The sequence below is a fragment of the Haloarcula japonica DSM 6131 genome (assembly GCF_000336635.1).
GTDB classification, from domain to species: Archaea; Halobacteriota; Halobacteria; order Halobacteriales; family Haloarculaceae; genus Haloarcula; species Haloarcula japonica.
In genome coordinates this window covers 1-18,206 of the sequence record NZ_AOLY01000035.1, presented here as the reverse complement: position 1 = coordinate 18,206, position 18,206 = coordinate 1, and the positions used below count along the sequence as shown (strand labels likewise).

Here is an 18,206-nt window from a genome sequence, read left to right as displayed (position 1 = left end):
ATGGTCACCTGGGGGGTGGCAGGCGAGCGGGTGGGCCGGGACAGCGGTGAAACGCTGAACTGGGATGGGGAAACGGTCGACCCGACCGCACTGGTGCACCAATTACACAACCGAGAGAGTACCGACGGGGGGCAACTACCACAGCGTGTCGACGACTGTTACCGCGGGACCGTCACCGAGTTAGCGCTGCCGGCGGTGGATGCCACGGTAACCCGAGTCAATACTGACACCGATACCGGGACGGTTGATTCACCGACAACGCTTGAGGACGGAGAGTACCTGTTGACGATGCAGGCCCGTGCTGCGGATACTGATCGGGAATCGCCGCTTGGCGTCGTGGACGATATTCGGATCCACGTTCGCTTCGACGGTCCGGCATCGCTCCACTCGGCCGGTATTACCACCGTGCTTGGTTTCCAAAAGCCGACGAGCATCACCGTCGGGTTCGTCTGGGAAACGAACGCGGAGCGGCCGCATTTGCAAGTCCCCGCGACGCCCGCAGGGCTCGCAACGGCAATCACACATCTGAGCGGTGCTCATCACACGATGCAGCCATCCCGCTCGCACCCGGAGCTCCGCGGGCACCCGCCGATAGTCACGACCGGCGAGACAACCCGTATTCCAGAAACGGTTCGGCAGAACCGTCCAGAAACCGGTATCACGCTACGTGTTCCAGAGTGCGAAGCGGAACTGCTCGTCAGTGCACCGCTGGCGTACTATCTCGGGGCCGAAGTGGTAGTCGAGTCACGGGATGCTGCACTGTTGACAGCCGAAGACACGTCGGTTCACCTCTCCTTCGACGCATGGCCGTCGCTACAAGAGGGCGTCGCGGCCCTGCTCCGAAAGGTGTTCTACCTCGACTGTCAGGTTAGACGCGTCGACCCGGCCGAGAGCGGCACCCGTATCACGTCGGCGCTCTCGCTTGACCCGGACACGATTCGGTCGCTATCGCCGGCTGGTCGGCTCGAACGATACATCGATGTCTCCGATGAGGCCGTGAACTCGATTCTGCCGGAGTGGCCTCTTTCGACGTACGTCTCGCCAGAGCCGGAGCGGGTCCGCTGCCTGCCGTTCTTGCTTGACCGACTCAGCCTCATCTACCTGCCGGACAGTTCCCGGCTCGACCAGGATGAGCTGCTCGACAGGACGCTAGCGGATTCGTATCTGAGCCGCGGGTCGGCCGAACGCCCACCGGTCATCGAGCCGAACTTGCGCGAGGGCCAACTGCATTCGTGGCTCGCGCCGGGGAACCCGATAGACGCCTGCAAAACGCCGCCGGAAGCGTACCTGAACCGCTACCGGAGTCAGAACCGGGACACCGGCAGTCAACGGGTCGCGGTGGTCCTCAACGACGAGGAGATGGCCGACGAGCACACAGAAGTCACAGAGATATACCGGGCGGCGGACCTCCCGATGGACGTGCAGGTCAGCGAACTGCTGTCAGTCAACGAACTGGCCGACGTGTTCCGTCAGCCGACCGATTTCGTCCACTTCATCGGCCACTGCGACGAGGCGGGACTGCGCTGTCCCGACGGGAATCTGGCGCTGTCGTCGCTGTCGAAAGCCCGAACGCAGACGTTCTTCCTGAACGCCTGTGGCTCCTACGATGAAGGGCTTGACTTAGTCAAACAGGGCGCAGTTGCCGGTGCAGTGACACTCACCGACGTACTGGACAAGCACGCTGCCCTGGTCGGGACCGCCTTCGCGCGCTTGCTCAGTAACGGCTTCAGTATTCAGCGAGCGCTGGAACTCGCTCGCCGGCGAATAATGATGTGCAAGGACTACGCGGTTGTCGGCGACGGGACCTATTCAATCGTTCCTACTCCCGCACACCCTGCAGTCGTCTGGGTCTCCAGAGGGGAGACGGGATTCGACGTACAGTGTACGGTCGTGTCCCCGGAGCGGCCCGGCGAGAGCTACCGCCTGCCGTTTGACGACAGCGCCGCGCTGAACGGCGAACAGACGAGCCACTCGCTCGGCGCTACGGAGTTAGCCGACGCGCTGGGTCAGACCTCACTGCCCGTCATCTACGACGGGGAGTTCCACTGGTCCGACGATCTGGCCGCTCGCCTCCGGACGGACTTCTGAGGAAGCCAGAACTGACAGACACCGTAACAGAACCCGAAACGGCCGCAGTCTGTGTTCGAACCGGCCAACCGAGTAGTCGCGGCGATGTGACGTTCTACGGGAGCATTAGAGAGCAGATTTGAGGTGGTACCCAGGTCAGGACCTCTGGCGGGAAGGAAACAGTGATACCAGCCATTGATTCGGCAGATTACACGGCGTTAACGGATTGAAAAGGTGGTTCAGTCCATGAGTCCAACGGCTTCTGCTTAGGATAGCTGACCAATATTTTATCGCTGTTCGCTGGTGGGTGTTGTCGGATTGTTGGCGAAATCAACACTGTATGGCCGGTAAAATTAAATATAGCAGTACACTATATACTGGCAAGGGACAATGACCGAAAATCTCCTGCAAGACGACGTCGGGTCTATGTTGACCACGGTTTTTGAGGCAACTGACGAGCCCGTGTACGTCGTGAACCCGTCGCGGCGGACTATTTCTGAGCTTGTATCGACACTGGACGCAGATTCAGACGCACCCGAAGTTCGGCTACTGGCCGACGAACGGGCACTGAAAGACGTCATGGACGACTTCCTCGTTGCGAGCACCGCGGCCGACCTCATCGACGAGGGGCGGCTCACGATGCGACTGCTCGACGACGTGCCGAACCACTCGGTCGCGGTGACTGTCGATACGGTGTACGCGCTCGTCACGATCAGCGATACGGTCGGCGGCCTCGGGACCGACGACGGGGAGTTCGTGGACAACGCCTACGACTACTACGACTCAGCTTGGGAAGACGCCGACGCGTACTCGCTCCGAACGCCGCCGCTCAACCGCGTCCAGAGTACGCTGGAATCCGACATCGGTCCGGAAACTGCATCTGACTTCAACGAAGTTCTCAACTCGCTGTCGACGGCCCGTGGCGACGGCGACGGCCTCGACGAGGTCACAATCAGCCTGCTCGTGGCCGCCCGGAACGGCGAACTGTTGTACGATATCAGCAAATGGGGCGAGGATGTCGGACTGGCGAGCAAGGCGACGTTCTCGCGGACGAAGACGAAGCTCGAAGACATGAACCTCATTGACACCGAGAAGGTCCCGATTGACGTGGGGCGACCGCGACTCCGCCTGATGCTCGGCGACGACCGGCTCAAAGACGCCGACCCGGACGAACTGGCATCCGTCGCCCAGTCCATCCTCGCCGCGTAGGTTTTTCTCCTTTCACCACGAGGGCTTCGGCATGCGAACTGTCGAAGTCGTCGGGCGTGGACCGGCCGTCGACGCACTCACCGCGTTTCTCGCTGATATCGACGTTTCAGTAGCACAGCCGTCGACACCGGCGGACAGCAGCGGCGATCTCGCCGTCGTCGTCGATACCGTCGGTTCAGAGACGTTTGCGGCGTGGAACAACCGGGCGAAAGGTGATGACGTCCCGTGGGTCGCCGTCGAACTGGGTGGCGTCGGTGGCGTTCCGGTGACTGACGCCGCGATCAGCGGATTCGGACCCGAGACGGGCTGTTTCGACTGTCTGCGGGCCCGTGTCGAGGCAACGGTCGATGACACCGAGGAAGCCACAGCGGCCCCGACGGCAGCCACACAGCGGTTCGCGGGCGCGCTGGCCGGTCGGCTGGTGACCCAGTTTCTCGACGGCGACGCGGCTCTTCTCGGGACTGTCACGGAACTCCCACACACCCAGCGGCGGTTCCTCCCCGTCCCGGGCTGTGATTGTGGCGGGACACAGAGCCACGCACTCGGTGACGGCCGGCAGACGGCCCACGACAGCGAGGCACTGTCGCGGGCGGAGCTGGGCCTCGACGACCGGGTCGGCATCGCTACGGAGGTCGGCGAAGTCGAATCGTTCCCGGCCCCGTACTATCTGTCGACGCTGGCTGACACTGCCGGGTTCAGCGACGTATCAGCCGCCGCGAAGGCTGCGGGTGTCGCCATCGACTGGGATACAGCATTCATGAAAGCGCTGGGCGAGAACTACGAGCGATATGCGGCCGGCGTCTACCGAGAAGAGAATCTGCAGGACGGGACAGTCGCAGACGTTCCGGATGCCGTCACACCCGATGTGTTTGTCAGAGACGAGGCTGCGTGGGACGAATCGACGGCGCTATCGTGGGTCCCGGGCGAAAATCTGCTGACCGACGAACAGCGGTCGCTTCCTGCCGAAACCGTCCACTATCCACCGCCGTCCAACGCCGTCAGACCGGCAACGACGACCGGGCTCGGTCTCGGTAATACTGTCTCGGAGGCATTACTGACCGGGCTGTACGAGGTCATCGAGCGCGACGCCGCGATGCTGTCGTGGTACTCGACGTTCGAGCCGCTCCGGGTCGCCGTCGACGACCACGAGCAATACGAAACACTCCGACGGCGCGCAACGTCTGAGGGACTCGACGTGACGGCGCTGCTACTGACACAGGATGTTGACGTGCCAGTCATCACTGTCGCACTCGAACAGGACGAATGGCCGGGCTTCGCGCTCGGCACCGACGCGGATCTGGACCCCGGTGCCGCCGCCGTCGGCGCGCTGGAGGAGGCGCTCCAGAACTGGATGGAACTCGACAATATGGGCCCCGAGGCGGCAATGGATGCACAGGGCGCTATCGGGCGCTACGCCGACTCACCCGGTGAGGCGGCCGACCTGACGGCGGCGGAGACAGCGGTCCCGCTGGATTCGCTTGGACCCGACGCAGCCCTCTCTGGCGAGGAAGAGCTAGAGACGTTATGTGACCGGGCGGCCAACGCGGGGCTCACACCCTACGGGGTACGGCTGACGACGCGTGACCTCGAACAGTTGGGATTCGAAGCGGTTCGAGTCGTCTGTCCGTCGGCACAGCCGCTGTTCTTCGGTGAACCGTTCTTCGGCGAGCGGGCCGAAACCGTGGCGGTCGACCTAGGCTTCGAGCCGCGACTCGACAGCGAGCATCATCCGTTCCCGTAGAAACAGCCGATGCAGCGAGAGGGTGGCAGATACCGGATAACCGGTGGTCAGATCCCGAACGTCGCCCGCAGCATATCCCGCGTCCCCGGCCCGAGGCCGACCGCGGTGACTGCGATGAGCAACAGCAGTGCGTACCGCGGGCTCTCGTCGATGAACTCCTGATTGAACAGCGAGACGACAATCGAGGCGACGGCGAGCTTGACGATCAGGAACGGCCACGACGTCCCGATAGCGGCCGAGAGTCCGGCCGGCTGGAGCGCCTCGGTGGTCTCGATGATGAACTCGTTGGCCGGGTGTTTCGGGTAGTACGTCAGCGGGACGTTGAGCGCGTCTAGCCAGTCGGCCAGCAGGACGTTCGCGACGCCGTCGATAGCGTGACCCCAGATGACAAGCAGACCGATGTAGCCGGTTCCGTCGTTCCACGCCGGGCGATAGGACTCGAATAGGCGATACAGCCCATAGGACAGCACCGACGCCAGCGCGACCGTCGTGATGAGGACGGATGGGTACAGCGTCGCGTACTCGCGTGTGAGCGCAACGAACGTGAGATACAGAAGCGTTATGGCGACAAAGGCCCCGCCGATAGCGCCGGTCGTCCGGTAGTAGCTGTCGACGACGCCACGCCGTTCGAGACCCACACAGACGACGAGGACGAGCAGCGTCAGCAGGAACACCGTCCCGTAGATGACGGGGCTGATGATGAGTGAACTCAGCGGGTACTCGACGATGGGTGTAACGCCGGCATCGACCGCGCGGTCGGTCGCGTCCTCAACGGTCCGCAACGCACCGCCGAGCAGCATGAACGGCACGAACGCGAAGTAAAGCTTCGGGTCCTCGGCGATGTCCAGCCGCTCGAGGAGGAAGTAGACACCGACGAGCATGTACACCAGAATCAGCATGTAGCCGATCTCTGAGACGATAGTGTACCCCGGTTCTGCGATGAGCCGCCCCTCCTGTATAGCCGCTTTACAGCCCTCGTACACCGGTTGTGGCCCGGACGCAGTCATCTCGGCACAGCTGGCCGACTTGGCGTCCGCGTACACTGGCCCCCAGAAGTATTGCCAGAGGAACCGATCCCAGACGGCCTGTGGAGCGGCCACAACGGCTCCGATAGCGACGAGCAGGACGGCAACGAAAGAGCCCACCCAGAGCTGGCCGGGCCCGTACTCATCGACGGCTCGCTCGAGCGTTTCCATGGCCGAGTGACCGGTGGCAGGCGGTTTTAGCGTTCCGGTCCCGTGTGCGTGGAGCGGAAGTCCGCGGCCCAGTCGGTGCCAAACTGCTGTGCGAAAGTACGCTCAGTCTTACCTGAGCGCTTCGTTGCCGGCCGCCACGAAGGCCTCATGTGCCTCGCCGTTGGAGGCGACGACGGAATCGCTGTCGTGGGTCCAGGGCTCGCCATCGAGGTCAGTGACCGTGCCGCCGGCCTGTCGGACCATATGGACGCCAGCGAGCGTATCCCAAGGTGCCATCGGGCGCGTGCAAACGAGCCCTTCGAGCGCCCCGTCGGCGACGTGTGCCAGCGTGGCCTGGAACGAGCCCAGACGCCTGATGTCGCCGAAGCGGTCGCCGACAGCACTACACAGCCGACCGAACTCGTCCCTGTCGTCGCGGTCCCACCAGCCGACAGGAGCCACGGCAAACGTCTCCGGGTCGGTTCGGCCACTCACCGAAAGCTCAGTCCCGTCTCGCGTTACGCTTTCGGGGCCGGCGGCGTAGAGGTCGCCATACGAGGGGAGATAGGTCACCGATGCGACCGGCTCGCCGTCGACAACCGCGCTGACAGCTGTCCCCCACAGGCGCATCCCACGGACGTAGTTCGCCGTTCCGTCGATCGGATCGATTACCCACACAGAGCCGCTGTTTGGGATGTTATCGACCGCTTCAGGTTCGTAATCGGCCTCCGGCCCGGCCCGCATGGAAAGGTCTTCCTCACAGAGGAACCGGTCGCTGGGGAACTCCTCCAGAATAGTAGCAACGACTTGCCGCTGGGCGTCACGGTCCGTCTCCGTAACGAGATCGTTTTTGTTGGCCTTCGACTCGACGCTGAGGTCGCCCCGGAACTGCTCCCGGGCCACGATACCGCCAGACCGGGCCGCCCGCTCGGCGACCGCCGCCCGATGGCTTGCATCTGTCATACCTGACGCTGGACCGCCCTTGTTCAAACCGTCTCGCCTTCCAGCAAAACAGGACCGGCGGTCAGCGATGGGTTACTCTTCTTCGACAGCCTCGTCAACAGCGTCGAGAATGGCTTCGGCGATGTCTCGCGCCTCATCGGGCGTGTACAGGACCTGATTCCCCAGTGACTGTTCAATACGGACGTAGCCGTCATCGTCCTCAATGGAGAAAAACGCTGTATTCTCCAGCGGTGGCACGTGCAGGCTGGCCCCCTCGAACTGATCTGTGGCCATGTTATCTGTTAGCACATAGGGCGGCTTAAATCTACGGCTCCGGACGACAACAGCCACCCAGTTACAAATATTAATAATCAGACCCCAACGGCTTATACTCAGCCCATATATCTACGTATATGGCATCGATACGTGGGGCATTTCGGTTCAGCAAGGACATCTCGGTTATCGCGCTTTTGGGAGTTGTCTACGTCCTTGGGTTAAGCGTCGCAACGCTGATCAGTGCATCAGAGGAGCGACTGCCGCGGATACATGCTGTTGGTGGCGAGATACGGAGCCGGCTTCGCCGCCCAGTATAAGACGCTCAGCAACCATGACGCCAAAGCCACCGGCACATGGAATCACGTGGCTGTTCCCGGAGCGTGTTTGCTCGAATTGACGTATTTTCCCGATTACAGATAAAATGCGAGACGGCTACCCAGTGCCTCTTATAGTAGTTTCCCAGTGTCGTTTGACACTCACAGACGCGGCTTCCTGTTGACAGTTCCCGTTTTATCAACTTGCTTGAAATATACTGCGGTGAAACCCACAGGAGACATAGTCTACTAGTCTGATAGATGGTTGCTTCACAACGTACATTAGTGCGTGAATAATGTGCTCTATTGATAGATGACACGCCACACTGCGGTCATGGACCGAAGAAATTGTGTACAACCAGAGGAGAATCGGGTTTCTCACGCCAACCATTATTATTAATGATGTGTTACCCTACCCAATAGCTTTATTATACGGTGCTTTGACATGACAGTCTGTGTGGGAGCCATGCGGTACCTGTCAGAAATTAGCTATTGAAATCAGATAAAATGGGGCCTACTAGCCGTATTCATCGAAAGCCGCCCAGGGGAGTGGAGAGCGTATGCCACTAGACGCACCAGTTACAGCCGAGGTACGGGAATGACAATACAAGCAAATCAGGCAAATCAAGCGGGTCAACAGGGGATCGCAGCAGGCACTGCAGACGAGTTTCTTGTCACGCCGGAGAGCGAAGTCACGCCGGTTTTGAGCGTCGTGATGCCCACCCTCAACGAGGAGAAAGGAATCGTAGAATGTATTGATCGGATCAAGACAGCGATATCGGAGTTACGTGTGCCGACTGAGATCATCGTAAGCGACAGTTCGACCGATGCGACTCCGGAGCTAGCTCGCGAGCGGGGTGCGACAGTCGTGACACCTGACGAACCGGGCTATGGTTATGCGTATCGCTACGCGTTCGGCAAGGCACGAGGAGAGTATATCGCGATGGGCGATGCCGACACGACGTACGATTTTAAGATGATTCCACAGCTCCTTGAGCCGGTCCAGAACGGCGACGCGGACATCTGTATGGGGAGTCGACTTGAGGGGGAGATCCGTGACGGGTCGATGCCACCACTGCATAAATACGTCGGCAATCCGCTGTTGACGCGGTTTCTGAACACGTTCTATGGAGCCGGTGTCAGCGACGCACACAGCGGCTTCCGTGTGTTCACCAAGGATGCGCTCGAAACGCTAGAGCTAGAGACAACCGGGATGGAGTTCGCCAGCGAGATGATCATGGAGGCCGGCGCGAACGACCTCATCATCGAGGAGGTCCCGATTATCTACCACGAGCGGGAAGGCGAGGAAACGCTCGACAGTTTCAGTGACGGCTGGCGACACGTCCGATTCATGCTCGTGAACGCGCCGGACTACCTGTTCTCGTATCCGGCTCTGTTGCTAGTCTCGATCGGGGCAGTGTTGATGTCGCTGTCAATCGCTCGGCTGTCGATCGGTGGCGTCAACTTCGGCATACAGACGATGGTTGGCGGGTCGTTGCTGGCAATCGTCGGGTATCAGGTCTGGACGCTCGCGCTGTTCAGTTCCATCGCCGCGAACCCGATAAACAAGCCCGACGGTGTACTCGTCGGCATGATACGGGAGCAGTTCCAGCTGGAACACGGCGCGTCGATCGGTATTCTCGCGGCTGCAGTCGGGATCCTGTACCTCGGAAGCGTGTTCGGACGGTGGCTACTCGCTGGGGAAGCGGCGTTACCGTCAGCCACGGCGACCCTTCTGGCCTCGACAGTCGTGGTGCTGGGGCTACAGACAGTGTTCGGGTCGTTCTTCATGAGTATGCTAGCAGACAGCAGCTAACCGTTGACTGTCACTTTAGCGGTTTGCGTACACCTGCTAGAACATGTTCCGTTCTCGACGCATTCGATGGCGGGCTGTGTTCGGTTTTCGGCAACGAACTGCCACTCGTTTCGGCCCACGCTGTCGGTGCCGTTCGAATAGCTGAGTTGTCTGTACAGTCCGTTGTAGTTCATGACGCTATCGTATTCTGTCCGGGAGTAGCGCTCCTCGTCGATACCGTCCTGATAGGCGTCGAGCCCCATCGCGTGCCCGAACTCGTGCATGAACAGCGAAGCGGTGATCTTCGTCGAATCGAACCGTTCCATCGCCGCGATTTCAGGTCGGCCCGCGCCGACGAAGTAGTCATCTCCGTTGTAGGCGACGTCGTCGGTTAGCAGGACGTAGTAGTAGCCGTCAGAACGGTACTCGGAATGGTTGGCTCGGAAGTCGTAGATGTCGTTCCCGACACCAGGACGGGATTTCGAGTGGACCGTCCCGTTGGCCGAGAGGTTAGTATCGTCCGTGACGAGATGGATATCGATCCCGGTGGAGTCCCCGGGGTTCGAAACGGGTGCGTTCTCAAAAGTCTCGACAATAGATGTCCGGGCCGGATCACTGAGCGTCGTTGCCTGTGTGGAATCGACTTCGACGTAAATATCCGTTCGGAGCGGGTCTGCATTCGGAATAGCCTGCTCGCAGCGAACTTCCATGCCGTCCGGATAACCGTCGCCGTCCGTGTCCGCGTCGGTCGGGTCAGTATCGTAAACGGACCGCTCTAGCGAATCCGACAGCCCGTCTCCGTCTGTATCAGTGGCGTTCGCATCGGCCTGTGCCTGCTGTACATCCGGCGTATCGGCCCCACCACCACTAGCGGTGTTCACCTGTGACGACATTCCGGCGACTGGGAACACGACACCGGCGAGAAGCACCGTGACGAGTACGATGGCACCGACACGAACCATCGGCACGGTACGGAGCCAGCGGGGACTTGTACCGACAGAGTTGTCTTGATTTTCAGCCTCAATATTAAGATTGATTCCAAAAAATGCGTTCGGACAGATGCCCAAAATATGGGATAAAATAGAGCTCTGAGGCATCTATGCGCCAATGTTTTCGGTTGGGGATTAAGTAATTGATTCTCCAAATATCAGTATCGATTCCGCTATCTGATACAGACGTATATCCGGAGTACTCGGCGTGTCTGTCGGTATCTTCAATGGGCTCGGTTCAGTAACGGGAGGTAATGCGTGTTACCCGGCGGTTCTGGCTCACGCTCACTGCTATCGGGAGCCTCGTCGTAGGTGGTGGGCTGCTCGATGCACCCCTGTTAGTCGTCGGAGCTGTTGGGCTCGCAGGCTGGCTGCTCGCAATGCAGTTTGCGTTCGTTCGTGGCGTTTCACGGCTCGAGGACGAACTCACGGTTAGCCAGTCGCTCGACCGGTCCCGAATACGGACCGGTGCCGAAGCGAACTACACACTTGCTGCATCGGTTGACGCTGCCGGCGATCATCTGCCGCTTTCCATCGAAGCACGGATTCCACTCACAGCACAAATGGAAGCGGGTCCCTCTCCGGATATCACCCTCGGTAGGTCGATGCGGTCGTTATCAGTGACACTCCCGCTCACCTGGGAGACTGTTGGCAACTACACCGTTCCCGGAGCCACAGTGACGGTCAGTGACGGTACCGGGCTGTTTACCCAGTCGTTCACGACGGCACCGGGCCCGGAAATAGCAGTCGAATCCCCGTCGGTCGGCCCGATTCACGTTGGCCAGAGCGGGAAACAGTTGCTACGCGGTGTCGGCGAGCACGATGCCAGGGGGCGAACAGGTGGCCTGTCGGCCGAGGAGATTCGAAAATACGTTCCGGGTGACGCACTGAAATACGTCGACTGGAAGGCGACTGCCAGACTAGACGAAGCGCACGTCCGCAACTACGAAGCCGAGGGTAACCGTAGCGTAGTACTCGTCCTCGATCACCGCCAGACGCTGGGCGATGGTGCACCTGGCGAAACGAAGCTAGAGCACCTCAAAGCAGTCGCCGCGGCGTTCCGACAGCGTGCCGAAACGACCCGCGACCCGTTAGGGTACGTGACTATCGATGACGCAGGTGTGACGGACTCGAAAGTCCCCGTAGCGAGAACCGAGGCGTACAGGTCGTGCCAGCATCGTATCAATGACCTCGACATCGAAACTGAGACGCCGGCAACAGCCGTCACGAAAGCGGCTCACACTGGAATGATGAAAGGGACGGTGAACCCGACATCGGACACACGATCACCGATGGAAACGACGTTGCTCGCGTATCGAGATGCCGCCGGATCAAAACGACACCTTCCCAACCAACCGCTGTACAACGGGTTCCAGGCGGCCCCACACGAGATACGCAACGCTGACCTGCTGGTCATCTGTACCGACGACAGCAACCCGAGTGAACTACGGGACACAGTTGGACTGGCGAGGCGCAACGCAACGGAGGTCGTCGTGTTTATAGCTCCATCAGTAGCCTTCGATACGGACCTCCTCACTGATCTCGATACCGCATACGAACGGTATCGAGCCTTCGACCAGTTCCGGCGAGAACTGAACGAGATCGACTCGGTGACAGCCTACGAGGTTGGGTCCCCGGACAAGATCTCGGCTCTTCTGTCCGGCAGCCCAGCGAACACAGAACAGAGGGAGTACGCATGAGCGTCGCACTGGAAACGAGGGTACGCTCGCTCCGATCACCGCCCACCGTGCTCGGCCTGCTGGGCATCATCGTAGCCACAGGTGGACTCGTCTGGGGCGGGCCGGTCTGGCTTGGTTTCGTCGGTGTTCTCCTTGGCGGCCTCTACCTGTCCGGAACACCCGTTCTCGCGGTCGTGTTCGGGCAGATAGCACTCATCACAGTCGATACACCGTCACTGCTACCGCTCGTTCTTGTCGAAGGCGGCCTGTTCCTTGCATTGCTTTCGGTAACTATCGAGACGCCCGACAGCCGAGTCGCCGGCAGCCTCGTCGCACTTGTCGTTCCACTGCTGGGCAGTCTCGCCTGGCTGTCGCTCTGGCGCTGGAACTTGGCCCCACTCAGAGCCGGATCCGCCCTGGTCATCGGACTTGCCATCATCGGCTATCTCCTCCATCGCTATCTGCTGATAGAACTCGACATCGTGACTGAAGACGCAGCTTCGGATCGTGATTTCCTATGAGCCAACCCGAGCCTACGCAACCGGACGCATCAGCCGATGACAGCACCCAGCAGACGGATATTGTACGGGATCGCCAGACACTCGAAGCGGAGATGGAAGTGTTACGGGAGGAGAACCGCCGGTTGCGCGACTCCTACGCGCATGCGAAGCGGGCAACGTTCAGACGGACCGCAGTGGGATTTTTTGCGGTCGGCGGACTATCCCTCATAGCGGCGTTCCTCTTTCCAGCCCTGCAGACCATCTTCGTCGCGTTCGCTGGAACCGGTGTGTTCGCCGGCATCGTCACGTTCTATCTCACTCCCGAGCGGTTCGTCTCGGCGTCGGTCAGTGACACGGTGTTCGACACGCTGGCCGATGTCGAACAGCACCTCGTCAGTGAACTGGAACTCCAGACCGAGACGGTGTATGTCCCAACGGCATCCCGTCCAGAGACGAATGCGCGCCTGTTCGTCCCCCAGCACGTCGAGTACGCAGTTCCCGATCCAGAGCAGTTGGAGGAACTGTTCGTTACGAGCGGTGCCGAGGCGGAGCAGGGCATATCGCTTCCCCCGACCGGTGGCCGACTATACACCGAGTTCGAGCGAACCCTATCGGGTGAACTCGATGACGACCCCCATTCACTAGCGACACAGCTGACTGCGGCCCTATCCGAGCAGTTCGAACTCGTCGATGACACAACAATCGAAATCAATGACGAGAACCGAACCGCCTCTATTGCCATCAACAATCCCGCGTTCGGCGACATTCACCAACTAGACCACCCAGTGGTGTCCCTGCTCGCGGTGGGGTTTGCTACGAGCCTTGATCGACCGGTTACTGTCGACACACGCAATGACGACCGGTTCAACGGTGTCGTGACCGTTTCGTGGGATACACTCGAACAACCATCGGCGGAGTCCACTGGCGTGACAGCCCGAGAACGAGAGACGACACCAACTCCGGAAAACAGCTGACGTCAGTCCGGGTGCTACTCGAACTCCCGTTTCGTCCCACCGTCACCGACCGCTTTCTCGACACCCGTACTGTGGTCGGTGTCGGATCCGGGCGGCGTAATCGACTGAAGGATTTCTTCGATAACCGTTTCGGCGCTGATCTGGCTTAGTTCGGCATCGCTGTTCATAATGAGACGATGCCGCAACACCGGGAGCGCCATCTCTTTGACGTCGTCCGGAATGACGTACTCCCGGCCGTTCAGACGAGCGACTGCTTTGGCCGTATTCTGCAGGGCGATTGTCGCCCGCGGTGAGGCCCCGTGAACGACGTTTCGATGGTCCCGCGTCGCGCCAACGATAGCGAGAATGTACTCCTTGATGCTGTCTTCGATGTGTGTCTCTGGGACGACTGACCGGGCGTCCAGAAGTTCGCTCCGGGAGATAACCTGCGAGATAGAGTCCGCATCAAGCGTCGGGTTCGCGTCGAACCTGTCCAGGATGGCACGCTCCTCCTCGGAGTTGGGAATCTCAGTGACGAGTTTCATCTGGAACCGGTCGCGCTGGGCCTCCGGGAGTTTGAATGTCCCCTCCATCTCCAAGGGGTTCATCGTCGCAACGACGGTAAACGGCGTCGGGAGTCCGAGCGTCGACCCTTCAATGGAAACCTGTCCCTCCTGCATCGCTTCGAGGAGTGCGCTCTGTGTTTTCGGCGGGGCGCGGTTGATCTCGTCAGCGATGACCAGATTGGTAAACACCGGGCCTTTCTGCAGCTCGAACTCGCCGTTTCGCTGGTGATACACTGTCGTTCCGGTGATATCCGCAGGGAGCAAGTCAGGCGTCATCTGGACCCGAGAGTGCTGGAGATCCGTCGCGTTGGCGACGAGCGTGGCAATCGTCGTTTTCGCGACGCCGGGGACCCCCTCAAGAAGCACATGACCGCGTGTAAGCATGGCAACAGTAATGTGACGAAGAACCTGCTCGTTACCAATAAGAACTGTCTCCGTCTCCTCCCTGAGACGGTCGTACAGTACCGACGGATCAGTCATTACGTTGACGTTCGGGCCGCTGTTTAATAATGGCTTCCGTTACTCGCTCTACCTGTGCGGCTTCCCAGTCCGGATGACGGGCTCTGAGATACTTCTCAACGCCGTCTCGGGAGAGATGCGAGTCCACCTCGTGGCCACTGTATTCCCGGAGTCGATCCCGGAGAGACTCGTCGAGACGGCGGTCGTACGCGAGCAGCGTCCCGACCAGCACGACGCCACAGAACAGTAACAACGCGTCCGACCGCTGCACGGCGAGGACGGCAGCGGCCACTGGCGGGATACTGCTGGCGTGTGAGTAATCCAGCAGGGCCGTGTCGTGATCGGCGACGATGTTCCGGACGAACCGTCGGTTGTCACCTCGTTCGAGCATCGCGTTCACGAAGAGACTCGGGTCACTGACGGCGATAACTCGACCGTCGCCGACCAATTCGCTCGTGACAACAGGTCGAGATGCTAACTGCTCCGCACCGTCGAGGTTGGCGTTACCGTTGGTGTCGAGATAGGCGTATTCGGAGGTGTTGACGAGTGGCGTCGCGTTGCCGGCCCTGACAGTCGTGCCGTAGTTGAGGACGATAGTATCGACGCCAGTTGTCTCTGGATAGTCACCAGCAGGCGTCGCTTCCGGGAGCGAGGAGTTCCGGTAATAGTTTCGGTTGTCGTACACCGGGCGACCGTCGAAGCGTGCATCCGCCCCGACGGCAGCGAGCAGGTCATTCCCGCGTGGGCGGTAATCCTCGGCAACGACGAGTGTCCCGCCGCTTCGAACAAACTCCGCAATCCGTGCCCGCTCGCTCGGCGAGTACGACTGCTCCGGCGAGAGAACGACAGCAACGGTGCCGTCGGCGTCACTCGTCGGATACTGACTCACGTTCGTTCCGACGGTCACGTTTGCACCGGCGTCAGCCACGACGTTTCGGAGGTCACCCGACCCGTCCCATTGAGAGTTGTACACGCCGAATGCCGCCGAAGACGTGCTCGCGGCGTAGACGAGTGCGAGAACCGTGAGGGCGGTGTAAGTGGCAAGTAGTAGCTGTGGGAGAGTGAGCGACGGCAGCCAGGAATCGTCCGAAAACGGTGTCGACGCCATCAGATTAGCCCCGGCGGTAGAATCTCAAGGATCCGTTTGATGACCACATAGGCAAAGCCCACCAGACCGAGTCCGATGAGCCACCAGAGCCGCCGTCGCCAACGCGGTGACACAGCCTGCGGTGCAACCAGTTCGACAGTAACGAGAAACCCGATCAGCGAGACAACGAAAAACAGCTCCAGCGTCAGCGCATCTAGGAGGGTCAACACGAGGATGGTACCAAGCACCCACGTGAGATGGCCGTAAATGAACCGCTGGCGCTGTCGTGTCGCCATGGTACGGCGTTCTCCTCGGTAGACAGTCAAAGTTCCGACCGACGGCTGCTGACTGGGCCACGAGTAACGGCTACCCTAGCAGTTCGGTTCAGTCGTCGCTAGGCTGTCTCTCGTCGACCGACTCGGCATCTGGCGTCCGCGTTCGGTCGCCACTCGGGAGCAGCGACACCGGCGACGCCGTCAGATACGGCACCGTTGCGACGAGCGCACCAAGCAGGGCGAGCGAGACGCCGCCGAGGAATATCGCTGTGAGGATAGTCGGCGGCGTCCGCGCGGAGAGCCGGAAGCCGAAGAAGACCAGCCAACCAGCCCGCTCCAGCAGGTGTAACGCGACGACCGACAGGCCAAGCGCGAGACCGGTCGCTGGGATCGCTATCCGGGCGATATCAGCCAGAATCGTCCGCAGGACCCGCCACTGCGTCGCGCCGGTTGAGCGATGGATGCCGATAGCCTGCCGGCGCGCGTGGACCCCCTGTGCGAACGTCGCCGTGGTACTGCCGACGGTACTCAACGCCGAGAGAACGACAAGGACGCCGAGAATCAACTGGACATTCCCGAACACGCCCTCGACGGAGCGCTCGATTGGCGTTCCGGACGCGTACGACCCGCTGCTTGCCACCGCAGATGCCAGCCGGCGGTCGCCGGTCACCTCGTAGTCCGCCGTGGTGAGGGTGGTCCCGTTGACTGTCATTCGATAGGTGTACGTTCCGGGCTGGCTCCGTCCACCGTCCGGGGAGAACCGCGTTTGCGTGACGTTTCCGGGCGGCATATAGACGGTCCGGTTCCGGGAGACACCGGGACCGATGACGCCCACGTTGCGCGTGAGCGGTTCCTGCCATGGGTTTGCGAGCCCGACCCTGAGCGTTGGCGTCGTCAGGACCGACCCCGATGACGGAGCTATCGACAGCTCCCCGTACAGTTCCCGCTCGGTACCACGGACGATCTGGATGTCGTGTGTCGCCGTCTGGTCTCCCGAGCGAGCTGTTATCGTGTAGTTCCCAGGCTCGCGTGGCAGGGGAACAACAGCGACGCCGCTTGATCCGGTTCTGAGCGACGGGCCGTTCACCGTGACGGTGGCGTTCGAAACGCGTTCGCCAGTTTTCGTGACAACAGGGACGGAGAGACCCGATCCGGGCGGGGCCTGTGACGGCAACTGGCTCGGAATCTCGATCGCGTTCGGCGAGACGACGGTCACGGAATGGGTGTACTCCCCGGCGGTGGCGTTTGCGGTCCCCAGTTCCGACGCCCTGAAGGTGACGGTCCCGGTCCGCTCCTGTCCCGGCGGAACGGCAACCGTCGTCGTTTGCTGTTCGCCCCGATACCGGACTGTGACCTCCCGGTTAGTCCGCTCGCTGCCGACGTTTCGCACGGCGACGGTGAGGTTAACTGTGTCACCTTTCGTGACGCGTCCCGGACCCGATAGCCCCGTCACGACAGCGCCCGACCGGTTGGCCGCGACACCGTCGACGTCGTCAATCCCTGATACCGACCCCTTTACGCGAATCATGTGGACCTGTCCCTGCCCGGTCGCCAGGTCGGCCGCGGAGTCAAGCGGCAGAATGAGCAGGTCATCAAGCGTTCTGGGGGCGTCGTACCGACCGACCACAGTGACCCGGCGAATCCCGGGCTTGACGCTCCCGCTGACGGTCAGTTCGTCACCGACTTCGATATCAAGTGTCCGCGCGAGGTCGCTCCCGACGACGGCCTCATCGTGTCGCTGTGGCCGTTTGCCTTCGACCAGCGTGGCCCCGGTGACGTTTGCGAACGCGTCGTACTCCGCCCCGTGGGCCATGTACGGCTGGCCGTCTGATACCTGGGCGTAGATGATTTCCGGGCTGGCCGGTGTCCCGTCGGCCCGCAGGGCTGAGGCGTACTCAGCGTCAAGGCGACTGTTCAGCGGGTGGGGCGCGCCGGCTTCGGTGATGGTCCCGGAGCCACCCGCTCCGCCTCCGAGCGGGGACGCCAGGCCGGCCAGCGAGACGACGAGCAGGAACGTGATGCCGAACACGGTCAACGTCGCCGCCGTCGGGACAACCGAGCGCCACGACAGGAACGTCGGCGCGACCCAGTTCCGGACCTTCACAAGCGTCGACTGCCCGGACTGGCCGGATCGGGTATGGCGGTTTCCGAGAGCTGTCTCTTATACACATCTCTGATG

At 61.0% G+C, this 18,206-nt stretch carries 14 protein-coding genes and 1 pseudogene; 7 read left to right on the top strand and 8 right to left on the bottom strand.

The annotated features are described in order from the left end of the window. The 3 genes from C444_RS09845 to C444_RS09835 all read left to right on the top strand — a co-directional run bounded on the left by C444_RS09845 (position 1) and on the right by C444_RS09835 (position 5,017). The gene (locus C444_RS09845; protein ID WP_004592621.1) at positions 1-2,088 is read left to right on the top strand and encodes a hypothetical protein; all 2,088 of its coding nucleotides are present in this window, start codon (positions 1-3) and stop codon (positions 2,086-2,088) included. 369 nt (positions 2,089-2,457) lie between these two features. Further along, positions 2,458-3,276 carry a transcriptional regulator TbsP gene (gene tbsP, locus C444_RS09840; protein WP_004592620.1) on the top strand — a complete coding sequence of 273 codons (819 nt, stop codon included), beginning with the start codon at positions 2,458-2,460 and terminating at the stop codon, positions 3,274-3,276. Between the two features lie 31 nt (positions 3,277-3,307). Continuing rightward, entirely contained in the window at positions 3,308-5,017 is a 1,710-nt protein-coding gene (locus C444_RS09835) for a YcaO-like family protein (RefSeq protein ID WP_004592619.1), read from the top strand. Between the two features lie 47 nt (positions 5,018-5,064). On the opposite strand, the gene C444_RS09830 is transcribed toward C444_RS09835, so the two are convergent. From C444_RS09830 to C444_RS09820, 3 genes are all read right to left on the bottom strand, one after another. Then, positions 5,065-6,213: a DUF63 family protein gene (locus C444_RS09830; protein WP_004592615.1), complete on the bottom strand. Its 1,149-nt coding sequence runs from the start codon at positions 6,211-6,213 to the stop codon at positions 5,065-5,067. Between the two features lie 108 nt (positions 6,214-6,321). After that, positions 6,322-7,155: an inositol monophosphatase family protein gene (locus C444_RS09825; RefSeq protein WP_004592608.1), complete on the bottom strand. Its 834-nt coding sequence runs from the start codon at positions 7,153-7,155 to the stop codon at positions 6,322-6,324. A 72-nt stretch (positions 7,156-7,227) separates the two neighbouring features. Then, on the bottom strand, positions 7,228-7,428 hold the full coding sequence (locus tag C444_RS09820) for a hypothetical protein (protein WP_004592607.1): 201 nt from the start codon (positions 7,426-7,428) through the stop codon (positions 7,228-7,230). Positions 7,429-8,322: 894 nt separating this feature from the next. Between C444_RS09820 and C444_RS09815 the strand changes: the two genes are divergently transcribed. After that, a complete protein-coding gene (locus C444_RS09815) occupies positions 8,323-9,540 on the top strand; it encodes a glycosyltransferase family 2 protein (protein ID WP_004592606.1) in 1,218 nt (405 codons plus the stop codon). On the opposite strand, the gene C444_RS09810 is transcribed toward C444_RS09815, so the two are convergent. Continuing rightward, positions 9,537-10,481: a zinc metalloprotease gene (locus tag C444_RS09810; protein ID WP_004592605.1), complete on the bottom strand. Its 945-nt coding sequence runs from the start codon at positions 10,479-10,481 to the stop codon at positions 9,537-9,539. The genes C444_RS09815 and C444_RS09810 overlap by 4 nt on opposite strands. A 281-nt stretch (positions 10,482-10,762) precedes the next feature. Here C444_RS09810 and C444_RS09805 point away from each other — a divergent pair, with 281 nt between their 5' ends. From C444_RS09805 to C444_RS09795, 3 genes are read left to right on the top strand one after another with little or no spacing between them, the layout of a single operon-like run. Further along, positions 10,763-12,208 (top strand): DUF58 domain-containing protein, encoded by a 1,446-nt coding sequence (locus C444_RS09805; RefSeq protein WP_004592604.1) that lies wholly within the window; start codon positions 10,763-10,765, stop codon positions 12,206-12,208. Then, positions 12,205-12,708, top strand: a complete 504-nt coding sequence (locus C444_RS09800; protein ID WP_004592603.1) for a hypothetical protein — start codon at positions 12,205-12,207, stop codon at positions 12,706-12,708. Before C444_RS09805 ends, C444_RS09800 begins: the two co-directional genes overlap by 4 nt. Beyond that, complete coding sequence (locus C444_RS09795; RefSeq protein ID WP_004592601.1) at positions 12,705-13,661, top strand: hypothetical protein; 957 nt, start codon at positions 12,705-12,707, stop codon at positions 13,659-13,661. Before C444_RS09800 ends, C444_RS09795 begins: the two co-directional genes overlap by 4 nt. A 14-nt stretch (positions 13,662-13,675) precedes the next feature. Here the strand turns inward: C444_RS09795 and C444_RS09790 are convergent, their stop codons facing one another. The 4 genes and pseudogenes from C444_RS09790 to C444_RS09775 all read right to left on the bottom strand — a co-directional run. Further along, complete coding sequence (locus tag C444_RS09790; RefSeq protein WP_004592600.1) at positions 13,676-14,686, bottom strand: AAA family ATPase; 1,011 nt, start codon at positions 14,684-14,686, stop codon at positions 13,676-13,678. After that, on the bottom strand, positions 14,679-15,773 hold the full coding sequence (locus C444_RS09785; protein ID WP_004592599.1) for a DUF4350 domain-containing protein: 1,095 nt from the start codon (positions 15,771-15,773) through the stop codon (positions 14,679-14,681). The genes C444_RS09790 and C444_RS09785 overlap by 8 nt, the downstream gene beginning before the upstream one ends. Further along, a complete protein-coding gene (locus C444_RS09780) occupies positions 15,773-16,048 on the bottom strand; it encodes a hypothetical protein (RefSeq protein ID WP_004592598.1) in 276 nt (91 codons plus the stop codon). The genes C444_RS09785 and C444_RS09780 overlap by 1 nt, the downstream gene beginning before the upstream one ends. A gap of 88 nt (positions 16,049-16,136) precedes the next feature. Further along, positions 16,137-18,182 (bottom strand): annotated as a pseudogene (locus C444_RS09775) (FtsX-like permease family protein); the annotation flags it as partial. Positions 18,183-18,206: the final 24 nt, after the last annotated feature.

Excerpts from the sequence above, each read along its gene's own strand:
- C444_RS09845 (WP_004592621.1), top strand. The coding sequence starts at position 1 with ATGGTCACCTGGGGGGTGGCAGGCGAGCGGGTGGGCCGGGACAGCGGT.
- tbsP (WP_004592620.1), top strand. The coding sequence starts at position 2,458 with ATGACCGAAAATCTCCTGCAAGACGACGTCGGGTCTATGTTGACCACG.
- C444_RS09835 (WP_004592619.1), top strand. The coding sequence starts at position 3,308 with ATGCGAACTGTCGAAGTCGTCGGGCGTGGACCGGCCGTCGACGCACTC.
- C444_RS09830 (WP_004592615.1), bottom strand. The coding sequence starts at position 6,213 with ATGGAAACGCTCGAGCGAGCCGTCGATGAGTACGGGCCCGGCCAGCTC.
- C444_RS09825 (WP_004592608.1), bottom strand. The coding sequence starts at position 7,155 with ATGACAGATGCAAGCCATCGGGCGGCGGTCGCCGAGCGGGCGGCCCGG.
- C444_RS09820 (WP_004592607.1), bottom strand. The coding sequence starts at position 7,428 with ATGGCCACAGATCAGTTCGAGGGGGCCAGCCTGCACGTGCCACCGCTG.
- C444_RS09815 (WP_004592606.1), top strand. The coding sequence starts at position 8,323 with ATGACAATACAAGCAAATCAGGCAAATCAAGCGGGTCAACAGGGGATC.
- C444_RS09810 (WP_004592605.1), bottom strand. The coding sequence starts at position 10,481 with ATGGTTCGTGTCGGTGCCATCGTACTCGTCACGGTGCTTCTCGCCGGT.
- C444_RS09805 (WP_004592604.1), top strand. The coding sequence starts at position 10,763 with ATGCGTGTTACCCGGCGGTTCTGGCTCACGCTCACTGCTATCGGGAGC.
- C444_RS09800 (WP_004592603.1), top strand. The coding sequence starts at position 12,205 with ATGAGCGTCGCACTGGAAACGAGGGTACGCTCGCTCCGATCACCGCCC.
- C444_RS09795 (WP_004592601.1), top strand. The coding sequence starts at position 12,705 with ATGAGCCAACCCGAGCCTACGCAACCGGACGCATCAGCCGATGACAGC.
- C444_RS09790 (WP_004592600.1), bottom strand. The coding sequence starts at position 14,686 with ATGACTGATCCGTCGGTACTGTACGACCGTCTCAGGGAGGAGACGGAG.
- C444_RS09785 (WP_004592599.1), bottom strand. The coding sequence starts at position 15,773 with ATGGCGTCGACACCGTTTTCGGACGATTCCTGGCTGCCGTCGCTCACT.
- C444_RS09780 (WP_004592598.1), bottom strand. The coding sequence starts at position 16,048 with ATGGCGACACGACAGCGCCAGCGGTTCATTTACGGCCATCTCACGTGG.